The sequence below is a fragment of the Stenotrophomonas sp. 05L413 genome (assembly GCF_056397945.1).
Window position 1 is genome coordinate 458,815 of the sequence record NZ_JBFTOL010000001.1, and the last position, 17,233, is coordinate 476,047.

Annotated in this window: 19 protein-coding genes and 1 tRNA gene; 5 read left to right on the forward strand and 15 right to left on the reverse strand. The window is 66.3% G+C overall.

Annotated features, from left to right (window positions below; translation table 11 throughout):
• The first annotated feature begins 69 nt into the window (after window positions 1-69).
• From AC1DIQ_RS02055 to AC1DIQ_RS02070, 4 genes are all read left to right on the forward strand, one after another.
• On the forward strand, window positions 70-858 hold the full coding sequence (locus AC1DIQ_RS02055; RefSeq protein WP_461770116.1) for a MipA/OmpV family protein: 789 nt from the start codon (window positions 70-72) through the stop codon (window positions 856-858).
• 2 nt (window positions 859-860) lie between these two features.
• Window positions 861-1,073 carry a hypothetical protein gene (locus AC1DIQ_RS02060; RefSeq protein WP_478049369.1) on the forward strand — a complete coding sequence of 71 codons (213 nt, stop codon included), beginning with the start codon at window positions 861-863 and terminating at the stop codon, window positions 1,071-1,073.
• A gap of 38 nt (window positions 1,074-1,111) precedes the next feature.
• Window positions 1,112-1,528: a hypothetical protein gene (locus AC1DIQ_RS02065; protein ID WP_461770118.1), complete on the forward strand. Its 417-nt coding sequence runs from the start codon at window positions 1,112-1,114 to the stop codon at window positions 1,526-1,528.
• A gap of 116 nt (window positions 1,529-1,644) precedes the next feature.
• On the forward strand, window positions 1,645-2,415 hold the full coding sequence (locus AC1DIQ_RS02070) for a transporter (protein WP_478049370.1): 771 nt from the start codon (window positions 1,645-1,647) through the stop codon (window positions 2,413-2,415).
• 94 nt (window positions 2,416-2,509) lie between these two features.
• Here the strand turns inward: AC1DIQ_RS02070 and AC1DIQ_RS02075 are convergent, their stop codons facing one another.
• The 8 genes from AC1DIQ_RS02075 to AC1DIQ_RS02110 all read right to left on the reverse strand — a co-directional run bounded on the left by AC1DIQ_RS02075 (window position 2,510) and on the right by AC1DIQ_RS02110 (window position 11,185).
• Window positions 2,510-2,683 (reverse strand): DUF1328 family protein, encoded by a 174-nt coding sequence (locus AC1DIQ_RS02075; RefSeq protein WP_019182774.1) that lies wholly within the window; start codon window positions 2,681-2,683, stop codon window positions 2,510-2,512.
• Between the two features lie 96 nt (window positions 2,684-2,779).
• A complete protein-coding gene (locus tag AC1DIQ_RS02080) occupies window positions 2,780-3,235 on the reverse strand; it encodes a GNAT family N-acetyltransferase (RefSeq protein WP_121038344.1) in 456 nt (151 codons plus the stop codon).
• A 90-nt stretch (window positions 3,236-3,325) separates the two neighbouring features.
• Window positions 3,326-4,708, reverse strand: coding sequence for a CehA/McbA family metallohydrolase domain-containing protein (locus AC1DIQ_RS02085; protein ID WP_461770121.1), 1,383 nt, complete (start codon window positions 4,706-4,708; stop codon window positions 3,326-3,328).
• Window positions 4,709-4,781: 73 nt separating this feature from the next.
• Window positions 4,782-7,829: a TonB-dependent receptor gene (locus AC1DIQ_RS02090; RefSeq protein ID WP_478049371.1), complete on the reverse strand. Its 3,048-nt coding sequence runs from the start codon at window positions 7,827-7,829 to the stop codon at window positions 4,782-4,784.
• Window positions 7,830-7,989: 160 nt separating this feature from the next.
• Window positions 7,990-9,036, reverse strand: coding sequence for a FecR family protein (locus AC1DIQ_RS02095; RefSeq protein WP_478049506.1), 1,047 nt, complete (start codon window positions 9,034-9,036; stop codon window positions 7,990-7,992).
• Window positions 9,037-9,041: 5 nt separating this feature from the next.
• Window positions 9,042-9,566, reverse strand: coding sequence for an RNA polymerase sigma factor (locus AC1DIQ_RS02100; protein ID WP_478049372.1), 525 nt, complete (start codon window positions 9,564-9,566; stop codon window positions 9,042-9,044).
• Window positions 9,567-9,691: 125 nt separating this feature from the next.
• Window positions 9,692-10,537 (reverse strand): 3-methyl-2-oxobutanoate hydroxymethyltransferase, encoded by an 846-nt coding sequence (gene panB, locus AC1DIQ_RS02105; RefSeq protein WP_152153399.1) that lies wholly within the window; start codon window positions 10,535-10,537, stop codon window positions 9,692-9,694.
• A gap of 30 nt (window positions 10,538-10,567) precedes the next feature.
• Window positions 10,568-11,185, reverse strand: a complete 618-nt coding sequence (locus tag AC1DIQ_RS02110) for a LysE family translocator (protein WP_478049373.1) — start codon at window positions 11,183-11,185, stop codon at window positions 10,568-10,570.
• Between the two features lie 119 nt (window positions 11,186-11,304).
• Between AC1DIQ_RS02110 and AC1DIQ_RS02115 the strand changes: the two genes are divergently transcribed.
• Window positions 11,305-11,766, forward strand: a complete 462-nt coding sequence (locus AC1DIQ_RS02115; RefSeq protein ID WP_121038359.1) for an Lrp/AsnC family transcriptional regulator — start codon at window positions 11,305-11,307, stop codon at window positions 11,764-11,766.
• Window positions 11,767-11,993: 227 nt separating this feature from the next.
• Here the strand turns inward: AC1DIQ_RS02115 and AC1DIQ_RS02120 are convergent.
• The 7 genes from AC1DIQ_RS02120 to rpmI all read right to left on the reverse strand — a co-directional run bounded on the left by AC1DIQ_RS02120 (window position 11,994) and on the right by rpmI (window position 17,031).
• Window positions 11,994-12,070: transfer RNA gene (locus tag AC1DIQ_RS02120), tRNA-Pro, on the reverse strand.
• A gap of 67 nt (window positions 12,071-12,137) precedes the next feature.
• Window positions 12,138-12,494, reverse strand: a complete 357-nt coding sequence (locus AC1DIQ_RS02125; protein ID WP_019182707.1) for a MerR family transcriptional regulator — start codon at window positions 12,492-12,494, stop codon at window positions 12,138-12,140.
• Window positions 12,475-12,774, reverse strand: coding sequence for an integration host factor subunit alpha (locus tag AC1DIQ_RS02130; protein ID WP_005410432.1), 300 nt, complete (start codon window positions 12,772-12,774; stop codon window positions 12,475-12,477). Before AC1DIQ_RS02130 ends, AC1DIQ_RS02125 begins: the two co-directional genes overlap by 20 nt.
• 26 nt (window positions 12,775-12,800) lie before the next feature.
• On the reverse strand, window positions 12,801-15,182 hold the full coding sequence (gene pheT, locus AC1DIQ_RS02135; protein ID WP_478049374.1) for a phenylalanine--tRNA ligase subunit beta: 2,382 nt from the start codon (window positions 15,180-15,182) through the stop codon (window positions 12,801-12,803).
• A gap of 90 nt (window positions 15,183-15,272) precedes the next feature.
• Complete coding sequence (locus AC1DIQ_RS02140) at window positions 15,273-16,268, reverse strand: phenylalanine--tRNA ligase subunit alpha (RefSeq protein WP_019182705.1); 996 nt, start codon at window positions 16,266-16,268, stop codon at window positions 15,273-15,275.
• A 195-nt stretch (window positions 16,269-16,463) separates the two neighbouring features.
• Window positions 16,464-16,823: a 50S ribosomal protein L20 gene (gene rplT, locus AC1DIQ_RS02145; protein WP_017355264.1), complete on the reverse strand. Its 360-nt coding sequence runs from the start codon at window positions 16,821-16,823 to the stop codon at window positions 16,464-16,466.
• Window positions 16,824-16,833: 10 nt separating this feature from the next.
• A complete protein-coding gene (rpmI, locus tag AC1DIQ_RS02150) occupies window positions 16,834-17,031 on the reverse strand; it encodes a 50S ribosomal protein L35 (RefSeq protein ID WP_017355265.1) in 198 nt (65 codons plus the stop codon).
• Window positions 17,032-17,233: the final 202 nt, after the last annotated feature.

A 17,233-nucleotide genomic window follows, 5' to 3' on the forward strand; every position in this document is an offset into this window, starting at 1 on the left:
CCGGACGTAACGTTCCGACAATGTAGGGCGCCCACCATGACACTCCGGTTGTTCCCCCTCGGCAGGTCCATGCACGTCCGTTTTCGTTCCCCGCGCCCTTCCCTTCCCCTGTTTGGCCTGGCCCTGGCCAGTGCATTCACCGCCGCCAGTGCGCAGGCGGCTGATGCGCCCGAGGGCGCCAGGAAAAGCAGCGTCGGCATCGCCGTCGTGGCGCTCAAGGCCCCCTACGCCGGCTATGACACCGATCGTCTGGCCGCCCCGATCGTCAGCTGGGAAGGCCGTTCGTTCTTCTTCCGCGGTGGCAGCGTGGGCTATCGCCTGCACCAGACCGCGCAGTCCGAGCTTGCCCTGACCGCCTCGCCGTACGTGATGCGCTTCAAGCGCCGCGACAGCCACGACCCGCAACTGCGCCAGCTCGACAACCGCAGCCTGTCCGGCATGCTGGGCGTCTCCTGGCGGCACCAGGCCGAATGGGGCGTACTGCAGGCCAATGCGCAGGCGGAAGTCACCGGACACGGCGGCGGCTTCTCGGCCGATGCCCGGTACGCCTACCCGATCCCGGCCGGCCGCGTGACCTTCATGCCCGCGGTGGGCGTGACCTACACCAGCGCCGATCTCAACGACTACTACTTCGGCGTCAGTGAGCGCGAAGCGGCACGCAGCGGCTTGGCGCGCTACTCGTCCGGCAGCGGTGTGTCGCCCTACATGGACATTGCCGCCGTGATGCCGCTGGGGCCGCGCTGGACCGCGACCGCGTCGATCCGCCGCACCTCGCTGGCCGATGCCGTGCGCGACAGCCCGATGACCCGTGGCGACCACATGGATACCGCCGCGCTCTCCCTCAGTTACGGATTCTGATCATGCGTCAGGGAATCGTACGTCGTGTCGCGGATCTGGCCTTGCAGATCGAACCGGACCGCGCCGCCGTTATTGAATGGATTCTGCATTCCCCACTGCCCGCGCTCGACGGGCAGACCACGTTCGAACTGGCCTGTGAGGGCCAGGGTGAACGCGTCGTCGCGCTGCTGGACACCTTGCTGCGGCAGGGTAATCCGGTCCTGCCGCGCGGCTGATTCCTCGTTTTTCCCCTACCGGTGTCCTGGAGGCGCGAATGCACAACGCAACCGATACCCCGCTGCTGCAAGCAGCCAACGATGACCTCGCCGCGCACGCGATCGTGGCCAATCTCCACCGCGCGATCCTGCACCGCATGGACCGCGACAGCCAGGCCCACGGCCGGTTCTCACGGGCTTACATCGCCGAGCTGTTCGACATCGGGCGCACCATCAGTCCCGCGTGTCGCCCGCACCAGGTCGACAGTGAATGGATCACTGCGCGACGGTCGTGGCTGGATACGGTGCTGCGCGAGCATCCGCTGGACCGTCGCGATGCGCAGCTGACCGCTGCACGGCACGCCGCCGATGGGTTCCTGCTCCGCGCCTGCGTGCTCGGCTGTGACGCCACGCCGGAAGCCGCGACCGAGCGCGTGCGCGATGCCCTCATCGCCATGACCCGGCCGACGCACTGAGTGACGAAACGCCACCGACACGTGCACATGACCGCCGGAATCACCGTGCTACATTCCGGCCAAGAGGCAGGCTGACTGCTTCTTGATGCCGGTATCGGCCGGCCCGGAGCGTGCCCATGCGGTGTTCGGCCCTGCTGCTGTCCCTGCTGTTCTGCGATGCCGTGCACGCCCAACGGGACGCGCCGCCGGACCTCGCCTTCGACCGCCCCGGCATCGGCTTCGCCGCCTCGACACTGCCCCGCGGTGGCGTCGCGCTGGAGGCGGGATTGCCCAGCTTCAGCCGCGACCGCGACGGCGCGGGCGTGCTGAGCACGCAGTACAGCGCCGACATCAATCTCCGGATCGGCTTGGTCGAGCATCTCGAACTGCAGGCCTTCACCTCGCCCTGGAACCACCTGCGGGTGGCGCCGCGCGATGCACCGGCCGAGCGCAGCCGCGGTGCTGGAGACCTGGGCCTCGGCCTGAAGTTCGCCCTGCCCTTGTCCTCGGAAAAGCACGCCGTGGCGCTGCTGGCCAGCACCACGTTCGCCACCGGCTCGCGCGACTTCAGCGAGGGCGCCACGCAGTACGCGCTGGGTCCGAGCTATGAGTACAGCTTCGATGATCGCTGGACAGGCGCGCTGTACGCCAATGTGACCCGCGGTGCCAGCGAGGACAGCGTCACCTGGGCGCCGAGCCTGAGCTTCTCCGCCACCGATACCGTCAGCACCTATCTGGAGGCCGGCTTCACCGACACCAACGGCGAGCCCTCGACCGGGATTGCCGGCGCAGGCATCACCTGGATGGTGACCCCGACGGTCCAGTTGGATGCCTCATTCGATGTGGGGCTGGATGACGACAGCCCGGACACGCAGGCTGGCCTTGGGGTGTCGGTGTATTTCGAGTGAGGTTTGCGGGGCACCCTGCTGCATCGCCAACGAAAAGGCCTGCACGAAACCGCGCAGGCCTTTGTCTGGAACCGCAACGTCTTGGCGCGGCGGGTCAGGTCACCTTCTTGGCGATGGTCATGCCCAGCACGAACAGCACCACAGCGATGATGATGCCCGCCCAGAACAGGAACTTGGCGATCCCGATCGCAGCGCCGCCGATGCCGGCGAAACCGAGGGCACCGGCGATCAGGCCGATGACGGCAAAAATGATGGCCCACTTGATCATGATGATCCTTTCCCCGAATCGGGTTGAATGACAGGACTCCACGGTAGCCAGCCGACTGTCTCACCTTCGTGAACGCGCCGACTGAACGGCGTGAAGTCAGGCGCCCGGCGCCACGCGCATTTCCATCGGCTGGTAGCGCAGCCCGGAAGATTCCGCTGCCTCCCCTGTGCAGGTAAAGCCATAGCGCTCATAGGCGGGTACCGACGAGAGCGACGCGCTCACGGTCAGCACCTCCACACGCGCCTGCTCGATCATGGCCGCCATCAGGGCCTTGCCGACCCCCTGCTGCTGGGCCGCCGGGTCGACAAACAGCATGGCCACGTGACGGCCTTCCTTGAGCTCGGCGATACCGATGAGCCGATCCTCCTGCGCGTAGGCCAGCATCACATTGTCCTGCACCATGCGCGCGCGGAACCCCTCCACCGAGGCGATACGGGCAAAGGTCTCGATCCCAAGGGGGGGCAGTGATTCCGCCACCGCCCCCATGAAGGCGGCCATGCACACACGGCTGGCCTGTTCGAGATCGGCTGCCAACAACGCTCGTACCGCCATATGCATTTCCTTCCGCGTCCATGAGGTAAGCGATCACTCTACCTCGATGATCTGCAGCCGCGCACGACTCACCACCGGATCGACGCCAACTCAGCGCGCGACCTCGACAAACACGGGATTGGAATAGAACCACAGGTCCTGCCAGGGATCTTCGCCTGGCACATCGGGCAACGGCGCCACTTCAGGGGTGCTGCTGCCGCGTACACGAACGAATCCGCCCTGTGCAGGCGCCGGCAACACCCAGGATACCGTTCGCCATGCGCCGTCCACTTGCCAGTCACTGGCGCGGAATACACGCGTCTGCATAACAGGAGCATCGCTTTTTCCAGGGCTGCCCACTATCAGCTCGACGTGATCCAGCACCGGGGGCTGGCCAGCGTGATTGACTGACGCCGGCACACGCACCCGCAGTTCCACGCGCATGGAGGCGTCAGGCGACATCGACAGCGTGCCGCCCATCGTGGCGCTACGTGCCTCGTCGTCGTTCGCAGTCACCCGCAGCTCCAGTGCATCGATCAGATCGCCGGTCACCGCGAACATCCGACCGTGGCGAAGGCCATCAAGGATGTCCTCGGCGTCCCGCCGCGCCCAGACATGGGTCTTGCTGTACTGGCCCGGATCGAAGTCATTGCCGCCATCACGCTGGTTGACGTGCGAATCGGAGCTGGCCGTGATCCAGAAGCGATGCCCCTGGGACAACAGCGTGTCCCAGATCCCGCCGACGGTTGCCGTCATCTGGTCGAATCCTCCCAGGGTCGGTGCATCCGCGTTGCGATACAGGCCGCGATGGACACGGGTGGCCTGATGGCCCGGCGCGCCTTCCATACCAACCAGCACCTGCGGTGCAGCCGCATGCCAGGCACGCAGCTCATCGGGCTCGACGTCGCCCCACCGTCCCATGGCGGTGGCAGTGCGCGCGGGGTGATTGATGAACATCAACGGCGGTGCCGGCAGCGAACGCATGTGGGCCAGCGCATCAAGCATCGTCTGCCCGTCATCGCGGCTTCCCTGCAGCGGCTCGCTGCGGCCGTAATCGCGTTCGATCGCGATCAGCTGCTCTCGCTCATCCGGGCCTGGGGCGATGATCAGCGAGGCGTGCTCGCCGGCCGGCACGTCGAATTCCATGCCATTGAACTGGATCAGCGCGGGCACCTCGCGCCGGGCCTCCAGCAGCGCCGGCCACGCATGGTCCCGGGTGACCGCCGAATGCCCCGGCCCGCCATGATCGGTATGCACCATCCAGCTCAGCCCATTGGCGAGCGCCTGCTGGGCGTTATGGGTGCGGGTGTAGGACGAGTCGCCACCACGGATCGGCGTGGGCGGCGTGGTGCTGCGATCCCAGTCCACGCTCCACTCGCTGTGGACATGGTGGTCGCCAGCCTGCCAGCTGCGGCCGGCATCGTCATCGGCAGCCTGCGAGACCGCCGGCCACGCCAGCACCGCCACAAGCGGCAGGAAGAAAACATGTCGCATCGTATGTTCCTCACAAACCGGCAGCCGCATCCGGGGCACGCGCACGTGCCTCCGGATGCACCGCGAAGGTGGCTCAGAAGTCCGCGCGAAGGCCGAGGCTGATCCGGCGGCCGGAGCGCTCGTACATCGTCGGGAACGCGGAATCCATCGTGTACCCGGTGGTCGCCTGGTTGGTCAGGTTGATGCCCTTCAGGCTCAGCTTGATGTTGTCGGTGACGCGGTAGCCGATCGACACATCCACCTGGCCGTAGTCATCGCGCCAGATCGGGTACATGTTGTAGCCGATCGATTCGACGTACTCCCCCTTGTGGTTGTACGACACGCGCGCGTCGAAGCGGTCGTTCTCATAGTAGACGGTCATGTTGTATGACTTCTCCGAGAGCCCCGGCATCGGCGTGCTCACGCCCAGATCGGATTCGCCGGCCAGCGAGCTGTCCAGCATCGTGTAGTTGGCATTGATGCCGAAGCCTTCCAGCGAACGGTGCAGCATGCTCAGCGGCAGCTGCGCGATCAGCTCGACGCCTTTCACCACATAGGTGCCATCGGCATTGATCGGCTGGTACACGTCGAAATCATAGGTGCCGTTGAGCGAGCCGTTGGCGTTGTAGACCGCCACATCCGGTACCACGCCGGTCAACGCATTGATCACGACGCCGTCGATCTTCTTGTGGAAGTACGAGGCCGCCAGCAGCCCGCCGTTGTCCAGGTACTTCTCCAGACCCAGCTCCCATTGCTTGGCATAGGTGGGCTGCAGATCCGGGTTGCCATCGGTGAAGCGGAACGAACTCCAGCTGGCGGTGCGCTTGTAGGCGATGTCGGTCAACGCCGGGCGGATGAACGTCTTGGAGGCGGCGCCCCGCAGCACCAGGCCCTCGGCCAGTTCGGCAGTGGCATTCAGGCTCGGCAGCAGATCGTTGTAGCTGCCTTTGCGCGAGACGGGCGTGTCGGTATAGCCGGTGCTACCGTCTTCCCGCTGGATCGGATGGAAGCCGGAGGACTGCACCGAGGTATCCACATAGCGCACGCCGGCGTTGATCGAGACCGGCACGCGGCCCACATCGAAGCCGATGTCGGTCATCGCGTACAGACTGGTCACGTTCTCGTCGACCCGGTAGTACTGGCCCGGATCAAACGGCGTTGCGAAGCCCGGATAGCGGAACGCACTGCGTGCGTAGTCGTTGGAGACCATCTTCCAGTCCAGGTCTTTCACCGAATAGCCACCGCCCGGCACGATATCGGCAATCGACTGCAGCGGACTGTCGGCCAGGGTGCGCTTGTTCACCCAGCTGTTGTCACCCGCCCCCGGCCCGTAGATCTTGGCTTCGCCATACTCGCGCTGCTTGGACTTGTCGGTGTAGCGCGCGCCGAACTGCACGCTGCGCAGCGCCGGCAGGAAGGCCAGTTCCAGCGCCTTGGTCACATCCACCTGGGCGGCATACTTGTCATCGCTGACCTTCTCCAGCGTCGTCTCATACGCTTCGAACAGGTACTTGTCCGAGGCGTTGTACATGTCGATGCTGGCCGGGTTGGCGCTGGGAATCGTCTCCCCGCTCTTGCCGGTCCAGCGGGTCCGCGAGGGCGCGTAGGCCACATGCTTGAGGTTGCTGGCATCCAACGTCTTGTCGGCGCCGGAGTAACCGACCATCGCATCCACGCCCCAGGTGTCGCCCTGCCAATCCATTGCCACGCTGTACTGGCTGAAATCGGTCTTGTTGATCCGCTCCTTGCTCAGCATCTCGTGCTGGGTGGCGGTGTAGGACACATCGCGCAGCACCACGATGCCGTACTGCGACAGCGTGCTGGCGTCGTAATCATGGATGGTCTCCAGCGTGCTTCGGCTGGACGCCGAATATGCCGCCGCGTCGTACTCGTCTTCGGTGGTGTCGTAGCCGCCGCGCATCGCATCGAAAGTCAGGCTGAAGCGGCTGCTCGGCTTGTACTGCAGCGATGCGGTGGCACCCCACTTGTCCTGGTCGTTGACGAACACGCGGTCGCCCACTTTGTCCTGGAACACGATCAGGTTGCTTTCATCGGTGTTGTTGCGGTTCTTGACCACCACGCCGGCATCGCGTGCCAGCACCGCGGCGGCCTGCGTGCCGCGCGTGCCCGAGGCACCAAGGAAGCGCGACATGGGGCGGAAGTTGATGCCCGACGTCGCGTCCGTGCGGTTGCTGCGCTTGGCCGTGGCGAAGGACACCAGGCCACCCCAGTCGCCCCAGGTGTCACTGGCCAGGAAAGAGAATTTCGGGTCCACCTCTTCGGAAATCGAGTTGTGCGCCCCTTCCACCGACGCCACCAGCTTGCGGCCGGTGTAGTCGAACGGGCGTGCGGTGGAGATCTGCACGGAGCCGGCGATGCCGCCCTCCTCATCCGCCGCAGTCGGCGACTTCAGCACCGTGACCTGCTGGATGATCTCCGAGGCGAAGATGTCGAATTCGATATCGCGACCACCGCTGCCCGATGCCGTGGCCAGGTTGTTGATCGAGACATGCGTGTACTCCGACGGCAGGCCACGCACGTTGACGCGGCTGCCCAGACCCTTGTCACGCTCGATGGTCACGCCCGGCATGCGCTGCAGGGCTTCGGCCAGGTTCTGCTCGGGAAAGTCGGCCACGTCGGTGGCCACGATCGAGTCGGAGAAACCGATGGTGGCGCGCTTGATGTCCACTGCCTGCTCCAGGCTGCGGCTGTAGCTGCCCACCACGTCGATGCGCTCCAGCTGCTGCAGGCCGGCGCCTTCCGCTGCGGGGGCCGCTTCAAATGCCAGGGCCGATGTGGCGACGGGCACGGCGGATGTGCCCGACGGTGCGGTATCACTGCGTGCTTCGATGGTCACCGTGGTGTCGTTGAGATACCGATAGCGAAGGCCGGTGCCGTCCAGCAGCTGCTCCAGTGCCTGCTGCGGGGCCAGCCCCGCCGGCATCGCGCGGGTGCGCGGGTTGCCGGCCTGCTGCGCGTTGTAGACGAACTGCAGGCCGGTCTGGCGCGAGAGATCGTTGAGTGCACGGTCCAGCGGTTGGGCGGGAATCGCCTCGCTGGCCACGCGGGTCTCCTGCGCGGTGGCGGTGACGGCGGCGCTCTGCAGGGCAAGAGCGATCGAAAGGAAAAGAATGCGGCGCATCGTAGAAGTCCAGTGGGGTGGTATGAGCGTCGCGAGACGGAATCGTTCGCGCTTGCCTGGACTACGAGGGCGCAGGGCGAGGATCGGGCACCGGCATTTCGATGAATTTTTTTTGACAGCCGCTCGATGTGCGCCGCGCGATGACGCGCGGATAGTGCAATTACTGTTGTTTCGCGCTGGTTTCCGCCGCTGCTCGGCTGCTCACGTGGATCTGTTTGTCGACCACGCGCGTGCGCAGCGATGGCTGCTGATCGAGGAAGGTACGAAGTGATGCAAGATCGTCGCCACGCAGGTTGCCGGTCAGTCGCAGTGCCCCGGCGACATCGTCGTCCACCTGCAGGCGCACGCGGTTGAGGCGATTGAACTGCTCGGCCACCTCGCGCAGCGGCTCATCCTGGAACACCACGCGGCGACGCCACCAGGCGGTCATGGTGTCGGTGTGCTGCTGGCGGAGGCTGACGGTCTGATCGCGGTAGTCGATGTGGGCACTCTGGCCTGCGCGAAGATCGGCGAGCAGCCGGCCCTGGCCCGAGTCGCCGCGCACCTGCACGCTGCCTTCGGCTACCTCGATGCGCGCCTGCTCGCGGCGCAGCGATACATCGAAGATGGTGCCGATGTCGCGCACCTCCAGCCCGGCCGCGTGCACCGCGAAGGGACGGCGCTCCTCGGCCACCACAAAGCTGGCCTGCCCGCGCGAGAGCTCCACGCGGCGGCTCAACAAGGTGAAGCGGATCGACAGTTCACTTTCCGCGTTCAGATGCACGACGGTGTGGTCCGGCAGCGTAAATCGCTGTGGTGCGCCGTGTTCCGCCACATAGTGCCGGGTCTGTGGCCACGCCATGTGCCCCACGAACACGACACCCAGCAGCAACGCGGCCGCTGCGGCGATACCCGGCAGGTGCCGGCGCGGCGCACGGGAGGCCGCGGGCGGTGGAGGGCGTCGCCGCACCGGCAAGGCCACCACGTTGTCGTCGGCGGGCGGCGGCCCGGCGGCGATCAGCGCATCCAGATCCACTGCCATGCCCCGCAGCGCATCGCTGAGTTCGCTGGCGACGCGGCTGACCGTGATGTACTCGCGCAGGTGCGCCGGTGAGGTCACCAGCCATTTCATGAACTGGCGTTGTTGTTCGGCGGTCAGCCCGCCCTGGCGCTGCAGCGCATGCCAGTGCGCGGCCTCGTTGGCGAGGGACGGGCGTGACGCGGGCATCTCGCTCACCACGCCTCCGCATGCGCGGCCAACGCACGGCGACACACGGACAGCCCGCGCACCACATGCTTCTTGACCATATGCGAGGACACGCCGAGCCGCTCGGCGATCTCCCTGTAGCTGAGCCCATCGCGATACTGCATCACCAGCACGGCGCGGGTGTGCTCGGGCAAGGTGCCCAGCAGCGTCTGCAGGTGCGTGCGGCGCTGTTCACGCTCGGCGGCGTCCTCCACGGTTTCCTCGCCGGTCAACAGCGTGGTGAGGTTCTCAAGATCATCGATCGGCAGCATCGACCAGCGCCGGCGCGCGGCCTGCTCGCGTGCGAGATTCTGCGCGACAGTGAACAGGTAGGCCTCCGGATTGGCGATCGCCTCGCCTTGATCCTCATGTGCGCGCAGCAGGCGCAGATAGGTTTCCTGCACCATGTCCTCGGCATCCTGACGCGCACCGCGGCGGGTGAAGAATCCCCTCAGCACCGGCCCCTGTTCCAGAAACATGCGCGCCAAACGCCGTTTTGCGTGTTCGGCCACGGTCCCACCTCGCCCCCAGGTGCGGCGAAGGTACGTGGCTCGCATGACGATTCGATGACGCAGACGACACGGTACCGCCGCGCGGCGATACCGTGGACACGCGCCTCAGGCGGTACGTGCGTCGATCAGAACGTGTGTTCCGGGCCGGGGAACGTGCCTGCCCCCACCTCTTCCGCGAACTCACGCGCGGCCTTCTGCAGCAAGCCGTGCATATCCGCGTACTGCTTCACGAAGCGCGGCAGCTTGCCGGTGCGCAGCCCCGCCATGTCCTGCCAGACCAGCACCTGCGCATCGCAGTCGCTGCCGGCCCCGATGCCCACCGTCGGAATCTTCAGCGCGGCGGTGATCTGTGCGGCGACCGCGCCGGGCACCATCTCCATCAGCACCGCGAAGGCACCTGCGGCTTCCAGCGCGCGCGCTTCCTCGATCAGCCGAGCGCCATCCTCGCCCCGCCCCTGCACGCGGAAGCCACCGAGCTGGTGCTCCGATTGCGGAGTGAAGCCGATGTGCGCCATCACCGGGATGCCGCAGCTGACCAGCTTGCGCACCTGCGGCACCATCTCGATGCCGCCCTCCAGCTTGACCGCGTGGGCCCCGCCTTCCTTCATGAAGCGCACCGCCGTGTGGAAGCACTGCTCCGGCGAGGCCTGATAGGAACCGAACGGCAGATCGGCGATCACCAGCGGCCGCCGCGTGCAGCGGCTCACCGCGCGCACCAGCGGCATCAGCTCATCGACCGTGACCGGCAGCAGCGAGTCGTTGCCGAACACGTTGTTGGAGGCCGAATCGCCGATCAGCAGCACCGGAATGCCGGCGTCTTCGAAGATCGCCGCGGTGTACATGTCGTAGGCGGTGAGCATGGCCCACTTTTCGCCGCGCTCCTTCATCTGCTGCAGGTGCGGAATGCGCACGCGCGGTGCCGGGACCGGGGCGCTGCCCGGCGTTGCGTAGGGATGGAGCTGTTCGGTCATGCCAAGGATCCTCGTGGGGACAACGTGGGGTCAGAGTGTGCCGGTTCCGCTCAACAACAGCACGGCGATCAGGATCATGGCGGCGCCCGAGACGCGGCCGACCACGCGTGATGCACGCGGGCGCGTGCGCAGCACGGCACCGGCGCCATACCCGACGGCCAGATAGACCGCCGCGCAGCTGACCAGGTGCACCATGCCCAGCGCGATGATCTGCACAGGCATCGCCCATGCCGCGCTGGCGGAAATGAACTGCGGCAGCAGCGCCAGAAACAACAACAGCACCTTGGGATTGAGCCCGCTGACACAGACGCCCTTGACCGCCCAGTGGCGCCACCCCGTCACCGCTCCCGCATCGTCCGCTGCGGCCATCGGTGGATGGCGCAGCAGCCCGATGCCCAGCCACAGCAGATACAACGCGCCCAGGACGGTCAGTACGTGCAGCGCGACCGGCGCCTGGGTGAACATCGCGCCGACGCCCGCAGCGACCAGCGCGATCGCCAGCAGATGGCCAGACAGCAGCCCGGCCACCGCTGGCACCACCGCCCGCCCGCGCAGGCCGGCAGCGATCGCATGCGCCCAATCCGCACCGGGGGTGAGCACGAAGAGGATCGAAACCGCCCAGAAGGCGACGATGACGCTGGGTTGCATGGGGTCCAAAGGGCGGTCTTGCCGCGATCTGCGTGCCAGACGGAAGAATATTCCCACGACTCTGGAATGTGCTTCCAAATACTTGCCCTGCAATGCGCATCAGGAGGAAACTCTTGCGCATGGACATCATCGATCAGCGGATTCTTGCCGAGTTGCAGAAAGACGGGCGCCTCACCGTGACCGAACTGGCCGAGCGCATCGGGCTGAGCGTCTCGCCCTGCCACCGCCGGGTACGTGCCTTGGAGCAGTCCGGCGCGATCCGCGGCTACCGCGCCGAGCTGGATCCCGCCGCCCTGGGCCTGAAGTTCTCGGCCCTGGTGTTCATCACCCTGCGCGACGGCGACCGCCGCGCGGTGGACGCCTTCGAACACGCGGTGGCCGACGTGCCACAGGTGCTGCAGGCGCAGCGTCTGTTCGGCGATCCGGACTACCTGCTGCACGTCATCACCCGCGACCTGGCCGCGTTCCGTCAGCTCTACGACGAACACCTCTCTGCCCTGCCCGGCGTGCAACGGCTGACCTCTACCCTGGTGATGAAGGACGTGGTGATCGACCGGCCGCTGCCGTTGCACGGGCATTGAGGCAACGGCGTTATACCCTCAAATCGCGGCCTGCATCCAACGGCGAATGACCCGCCGGAAGAAATGTGCGACCGGCGTACTACGCACCGACGGCACCCGCACAACCGGACAACGCCAAGGCGATCGCCACGTTGATCGGGCTGCGGTATGACCGGCAACCGACAGCAGCCCAAACAGAAAAAAGGCCTGCGCATCGCTGCACAAGCCTTTGATCGAATCACCAACATTGGTCGGGACGGCCGGATTTGAACCGACGACCCTCTGCCCCCCAGGCAGATGCGCTACCAGGCTGCGCTACGCCCCGATGATGCTGGCAATGTCCCCGCCTCTCAGCGGGCCGACGAGTATAACGGGTTTGCGTGAAAAATGGTTCAGCGGCGCAGCAATTGCAGCACTTCTTCCAGTTCCATCCGCGTCTGCTTGATGATCTGGTTGCTCAGCGCCGATTCCTCGCGCGCATCGGCACCTTCCAGGCGCAGACGCGCGCCGCCGATGGTGTAGCCCTGCTCATAGAGCAGGCCGCGGATCTGGCGGACCATCAGCACGTCGTGGCGCTGGTAGTAGCGGCGGTTGCCGCGGCGCTTGGCCGGCTCGAGACTGGGGAACTCGGTTTCCCAGTAACGCAGCACGTGCGGCTTGACGTCGCACAGTTCGCTGACCTCACCGATGGTGAAGTAGCGCTTGGCCGGTATCGGCGGAAGTTCTCGGTTACTGCCCGGATCCAGCATATGCCTCTACCCTTTCCTTGAGCTTCTGGCCCGGACGGAAGGTGACCACCGTACGGGCGGAAATCGGAATTTCCTCACCGGTCTTGGGGTTGCGACCCGGGCGCTGGTTCTTGCGCCGCAGGTCGAAATTCCCGAAGCCGGACAGCTTCACCTGACGTCCCTGTTCCAATGCTTCACGCAGCACATCGAAGAACGCGTCGACAAATTCCTTGGCTTCGCGCTTGTTCAGACCGACTTCGTCGAACAGCTTTTCGGCCATCTCCGCCTTGGTCAATGCCATTGCCTGCTATCCCCCATGCTTCCCGCTCAACCGCGGATCCGGGCGTGATGTTCACGCTCCATGGCAGAGACCGCCTCGGCCACCACCGCATCCACGTCGCGGTCCGTCAGAGTGCGCGACTTGTCCTGCAAAATCAAGCCCATAGCGAGACTCTTGAACCCCGGCTCGACCCCCTGGCCGACGTACCGGTCGAACAGGGTGACCTCCCGCAGGAGCGGCCCGACGGCGCGGCGCAGGGTGGCTTCCAGGTCGGCCCAGGCCGCGGCCTCGGGCACCAGGAAGGCCAGATCGCGGCGCATCGACGGGAAGCGCGACAGCTCGGTCGCGCGCGGCAGCGCGCGGGCGGCCAACGGCGCCAGGTCCAACTCGAAGGCGAACACGTCCACGTCGATCTCCATGGCCTTGGCCAGGCGCGGGTGGATCTGGCCGATCCAGCCCAGGCTGACGCCGTCACGGGAGACCTCGGCCGACCGTGCCGGGTGGCCATACGGACGCTGCGACGGCGTGAACGCCAGCTCCGCGCCACTGGCCGCGGCCAGCGATTCCAGGTCGCCCTTGAGGTCGTGGAAATCGACCTTGCGGGTCGGCAGACCCCACTGCTGGGTGTCGGCATCGCCGCAGATCGCGGCGGCCACGCGCTGGGTTTCCAGCGGCGCGGGCTGGCCTTCGCCGGCCTGCTGATGGAATACGCGGCCCAGTTCGAACAGGCGCACGCGGCCCAGCTGGCGGGCGGCATTGCGGCCCAGGGTGGCGACCAGGCCCGGCAGCAGCGACGGGCGCATCACCGCCAGTTCGGCCGACAGCGGGTTGGCCAGCGCGACCAGGCCCTCGCCCAGCTGCCACTGCGCAAGCAGCGCGGCATCCACGAAGGCGTAGTTGATGGTTTCCTGCAGATCGCGGGCGACCAGTTGGCGCCGGACGCTCAGGTCGTCCAGGCGGGTCTCGGTCGGCATCGCCACGCGCGAGGCACCGCCCGGCAGCGTGGTCGGGATCTGCTCGTAGCCGTGGATACGGGCCAGCTCTTCGATCAGGTCTTCTTCGATGGCGATATCGAAGCGACGGCTCGGCGCGGTGACCTGCCAGCCATCGGCGGTCGCGGCCACCTCCATGCCCAGCGCGCGCAGGATGCGCTCCACATCAGCATCGGCGATCTGGATGCCCAGCACGCGCGCGATACGGGCGCGGCGCAGACCGATGGTGGCGGTCGCCGGCAGGTCCGCTTCGCGCACGGCCTCGGTGACCGGCGCAGGCGTGCCGCCGGCCAGGTCCAGAATCAGGCGGGTGGCGTACTCGATCGCCGCGCGCGGCAGCACCGGGTCGACGCCGCGTTCGAAGCGGTGGCCGGCATCAGTGTGCAGGCCGAGCTTGCGGCCCCGGCCCATGATCGCGGCGGGCGCGAAGTGCGCGGCCTCCAGGAATACGTTGGTGGTGTCGTCGGTGACGCGCGTATCGAAGCCGCCCATCAGGCCGGCCAGCGCGATCGGGCGATCGGCGTCGGTGACCAGCAGGAAGCTGTCGTCCAGCGCGGCGTCGCGGCCGTCGAGCAGCTTCAGGGTTTCACCCGCGCGCGAACGGCGCACGCCGATGCTGCCCTGCAGGGTGCCCAGATCGAAGGCATGCATCGGCTGGCCGAGTTCCAGCATGACGTACTGGGTGACGTCCACCAGCAGCGAGACCGGGCGCACGCCACAGCGGCGCAGGCGCTCGGCCATCCACAGCGGGGTCGCGGCGCGGGCGTTGACGCCTTCGATCACGCGGCCGACGTACCGCGGGGCTTCGGCGCCGGCGTCCAGCTGGATCGTCAGCTCACGCGTGCCCACGGCGGCGACCGGCGCGGCGTCGAACGGCACCACTTCACTGGCGCACGCGGCGGCCACGTCGAAGGCGATGCCGCGGATGCTGAAGCAGTCGGCGCGGTTGGGGGTCAGCTTGATCTCGATGCTGGCGTCGGGCAGGCCGAGGTACTCCACCAGGGTCTGGCCGACGGGCGCATCGTCCGGCAGTTCGAACAGCCCGGAGGCATCGGTGTCCAGGCCCAGTTCCTTGGCCGAGCACAGCATGCCGTTGGATTCCACACCACGCAGCTTGGCCGGCTTGATCTTCAGATCGCCGATCTGCGCGCCGACCATCGCCAGCGGCGCGACCAGACCCGGGCGCGCGTTCGGCGCGCCACAGACGATCTGCAGGTGCTCGCCCTGCCCCGCATCGACCTGGCAGATCTGCAGGCGGTCGGCTTCGGGGTGTCGTTCGGCGGAAATGATCTTCGCCACGACCACATGCTGCAGGCCATCGCCCAGCGCATCGACCGCTTCCACTTCCAGACCGATGGCGGTCAGCACCGCGCTGAGTTCATCGCGCGAGACGGTGGTCGGGACGTGGCTGCGCAGCCAGTTTTCAGAGAATTTCATGGTGTCACCCTGGTGGACCCGGCGCAGGCGCCTGGGCCGTGATGAATGGTGGTGCGACGTCGCGCCGGGGGCAGCCCGGCGGTTCCGCTGTTACGCGAACTGCTTCAGGAACCGCACGTCGTTTTCGAAGAACGCGCGCAGGTCGTTGACGCCGTAACGCAGCATCGCAAAGCGCTCCACGCCCAGGCCGAAGGCGAAGCCGGTGTAGCGTTCCGGATCGATGCCGACGCTGCGCAGCACGTTGGGGTGGACCATGCCGCAGCCGAGTACTTCCAGCCAGCGGGTGCTGCCATCCGGCTGCTGCCAGGCGATGTCCACTTCCGCGCCGGGTTCCACGAAGGGGAAGTAGCTGGGACGGAAACGCATCTCGAAATCGCGCTCGAAGAACGCGCGAACGAACTCGGACAGCGTGCCCTTGAGATCGGCAAACGTGGAGTGCTCATCGACCAGCAGACCTTCCACCTGGTGGAACATCGGCGAATGGGTCTGGTCGCTGTCGCTGCGGTACACCTTGCCGGCCGCGATCATGCGCAGCGGCGGTGCGTGCTCGCCCATGTAGCGCACCTGCACACCGGAGGTATGCGTGCGCAGCAGGCGGCCATCGCCGAAATAGAAGGTGTCGTGCATCGCGCGCGCCGGGTGGTGCGGCGGGAAGTTCAGCGCTTCGAAGTTGTGCCAGTCGTCTTCGATTTCCGGGCCTTCGGAGAGTTCGTAACCAAGGCGACCGAAGATCTCGGTGATGCGCTCCAGGGTACGGGTCACCGGATGCAGGCCACCGCGCTCTTCGCGACGGCCCGGCAAGGTGATGTCGATCGCTTCAGCGGCCAGGCGCGCGTCCAGCGCAGCGTCTTCCAGCACGGTCTTGCGATCACCCAGCGCGCTGGTCAGCGCGTCACGGGCACGGTTGATGGCTTCGCCGGCGGCTTTGCGCTCATCGGCCGGCAGGCCACCGAGCTGCTTGAGCTGGGCGGTGATGCTGCCGTTCTTGCCCAGCAGGGCCACGCGCAGGGCTTCCAGCGCATCGGGGCTCTGGGCAGCGGCCACGTCGGCCAGTGCCTGCGTGGTCAGGGATTGGATGTCACTCATGGATAGCCGGAGCCTCGCGTCGGTATGCCATCGCGATGCGCGTCGGGCCGACCCCCGTCGCCACCGCTGTCGATCGATGGCACCGGGAGGGCCACCGCCAACACAAAAAAGAATGGGGAAGGACTTGCGCCCTTCCCCATGCATTTGCCTTACCCACAGCCGTTGCGCGTGAACGGCAACGGCAGGGGAATGGACTTATGCCGCCAGTGCGCCCTTGGCCTTTTCGGCCAGTGCAGCAAAACCAGCTGCGTCGTGCACGGCGATGTCAGCCAGAACCTTACGGTCCAGGGTGATGCCGGACTTGAGCAGGCCGTTCATGAAACGGCTGTAGCTCAGGCCGTTGATGCGGGCAGCCGCGTTGATGCGGGTGATCCACAGCGAACGGAAGTTGCGCTTCTTCTGCTTACGACCGATGTAGGCGTACTGCTGTGCCTTGATCACGGCCTGCTTGGCAACGCGGAAGACCTTGCGGCGAGCGTTGTAGTAACCCTTCGCCAGGGTCAGAATTTTCTTGTGGCGGCGACGCGCCTGTACGCCACGCTTTACTCGTGCCATGGGTCAGTCCTCAGAGGTAGGGAAGCATACGGTTCAAACGGCCTGCGTCTTCTGCACGAACATGGTTCGTCTGACGCAGATTGCGCTTCCGCTTGGTCGACTTCTTCGTGAGGATGTGGCTACGGTTGGCGTGGCCAGCCTTGAACTTGCCGGACGCGGTCTTGCGGAAGCGCTTGGCCGCCGCCCGGTTGGTCTTGATCTTGGGCATTGCTATGTCCTTGATGATGTTTTGTCACTGACCAGGGCGGTGGCATTGCCACACTTTCCGTCCGTGCCCTTGCCTGCTTGTAAGCCCGGGATCCCCTATGGGAACCAGGCCGGTCCTGTTTGCCGTTGAAACAGCGTGCCTTTGTGGGGCGGGAAACCGTTCAAAACAGCACCCCCGCAAAACGGGGCCGCCCATTATGCCC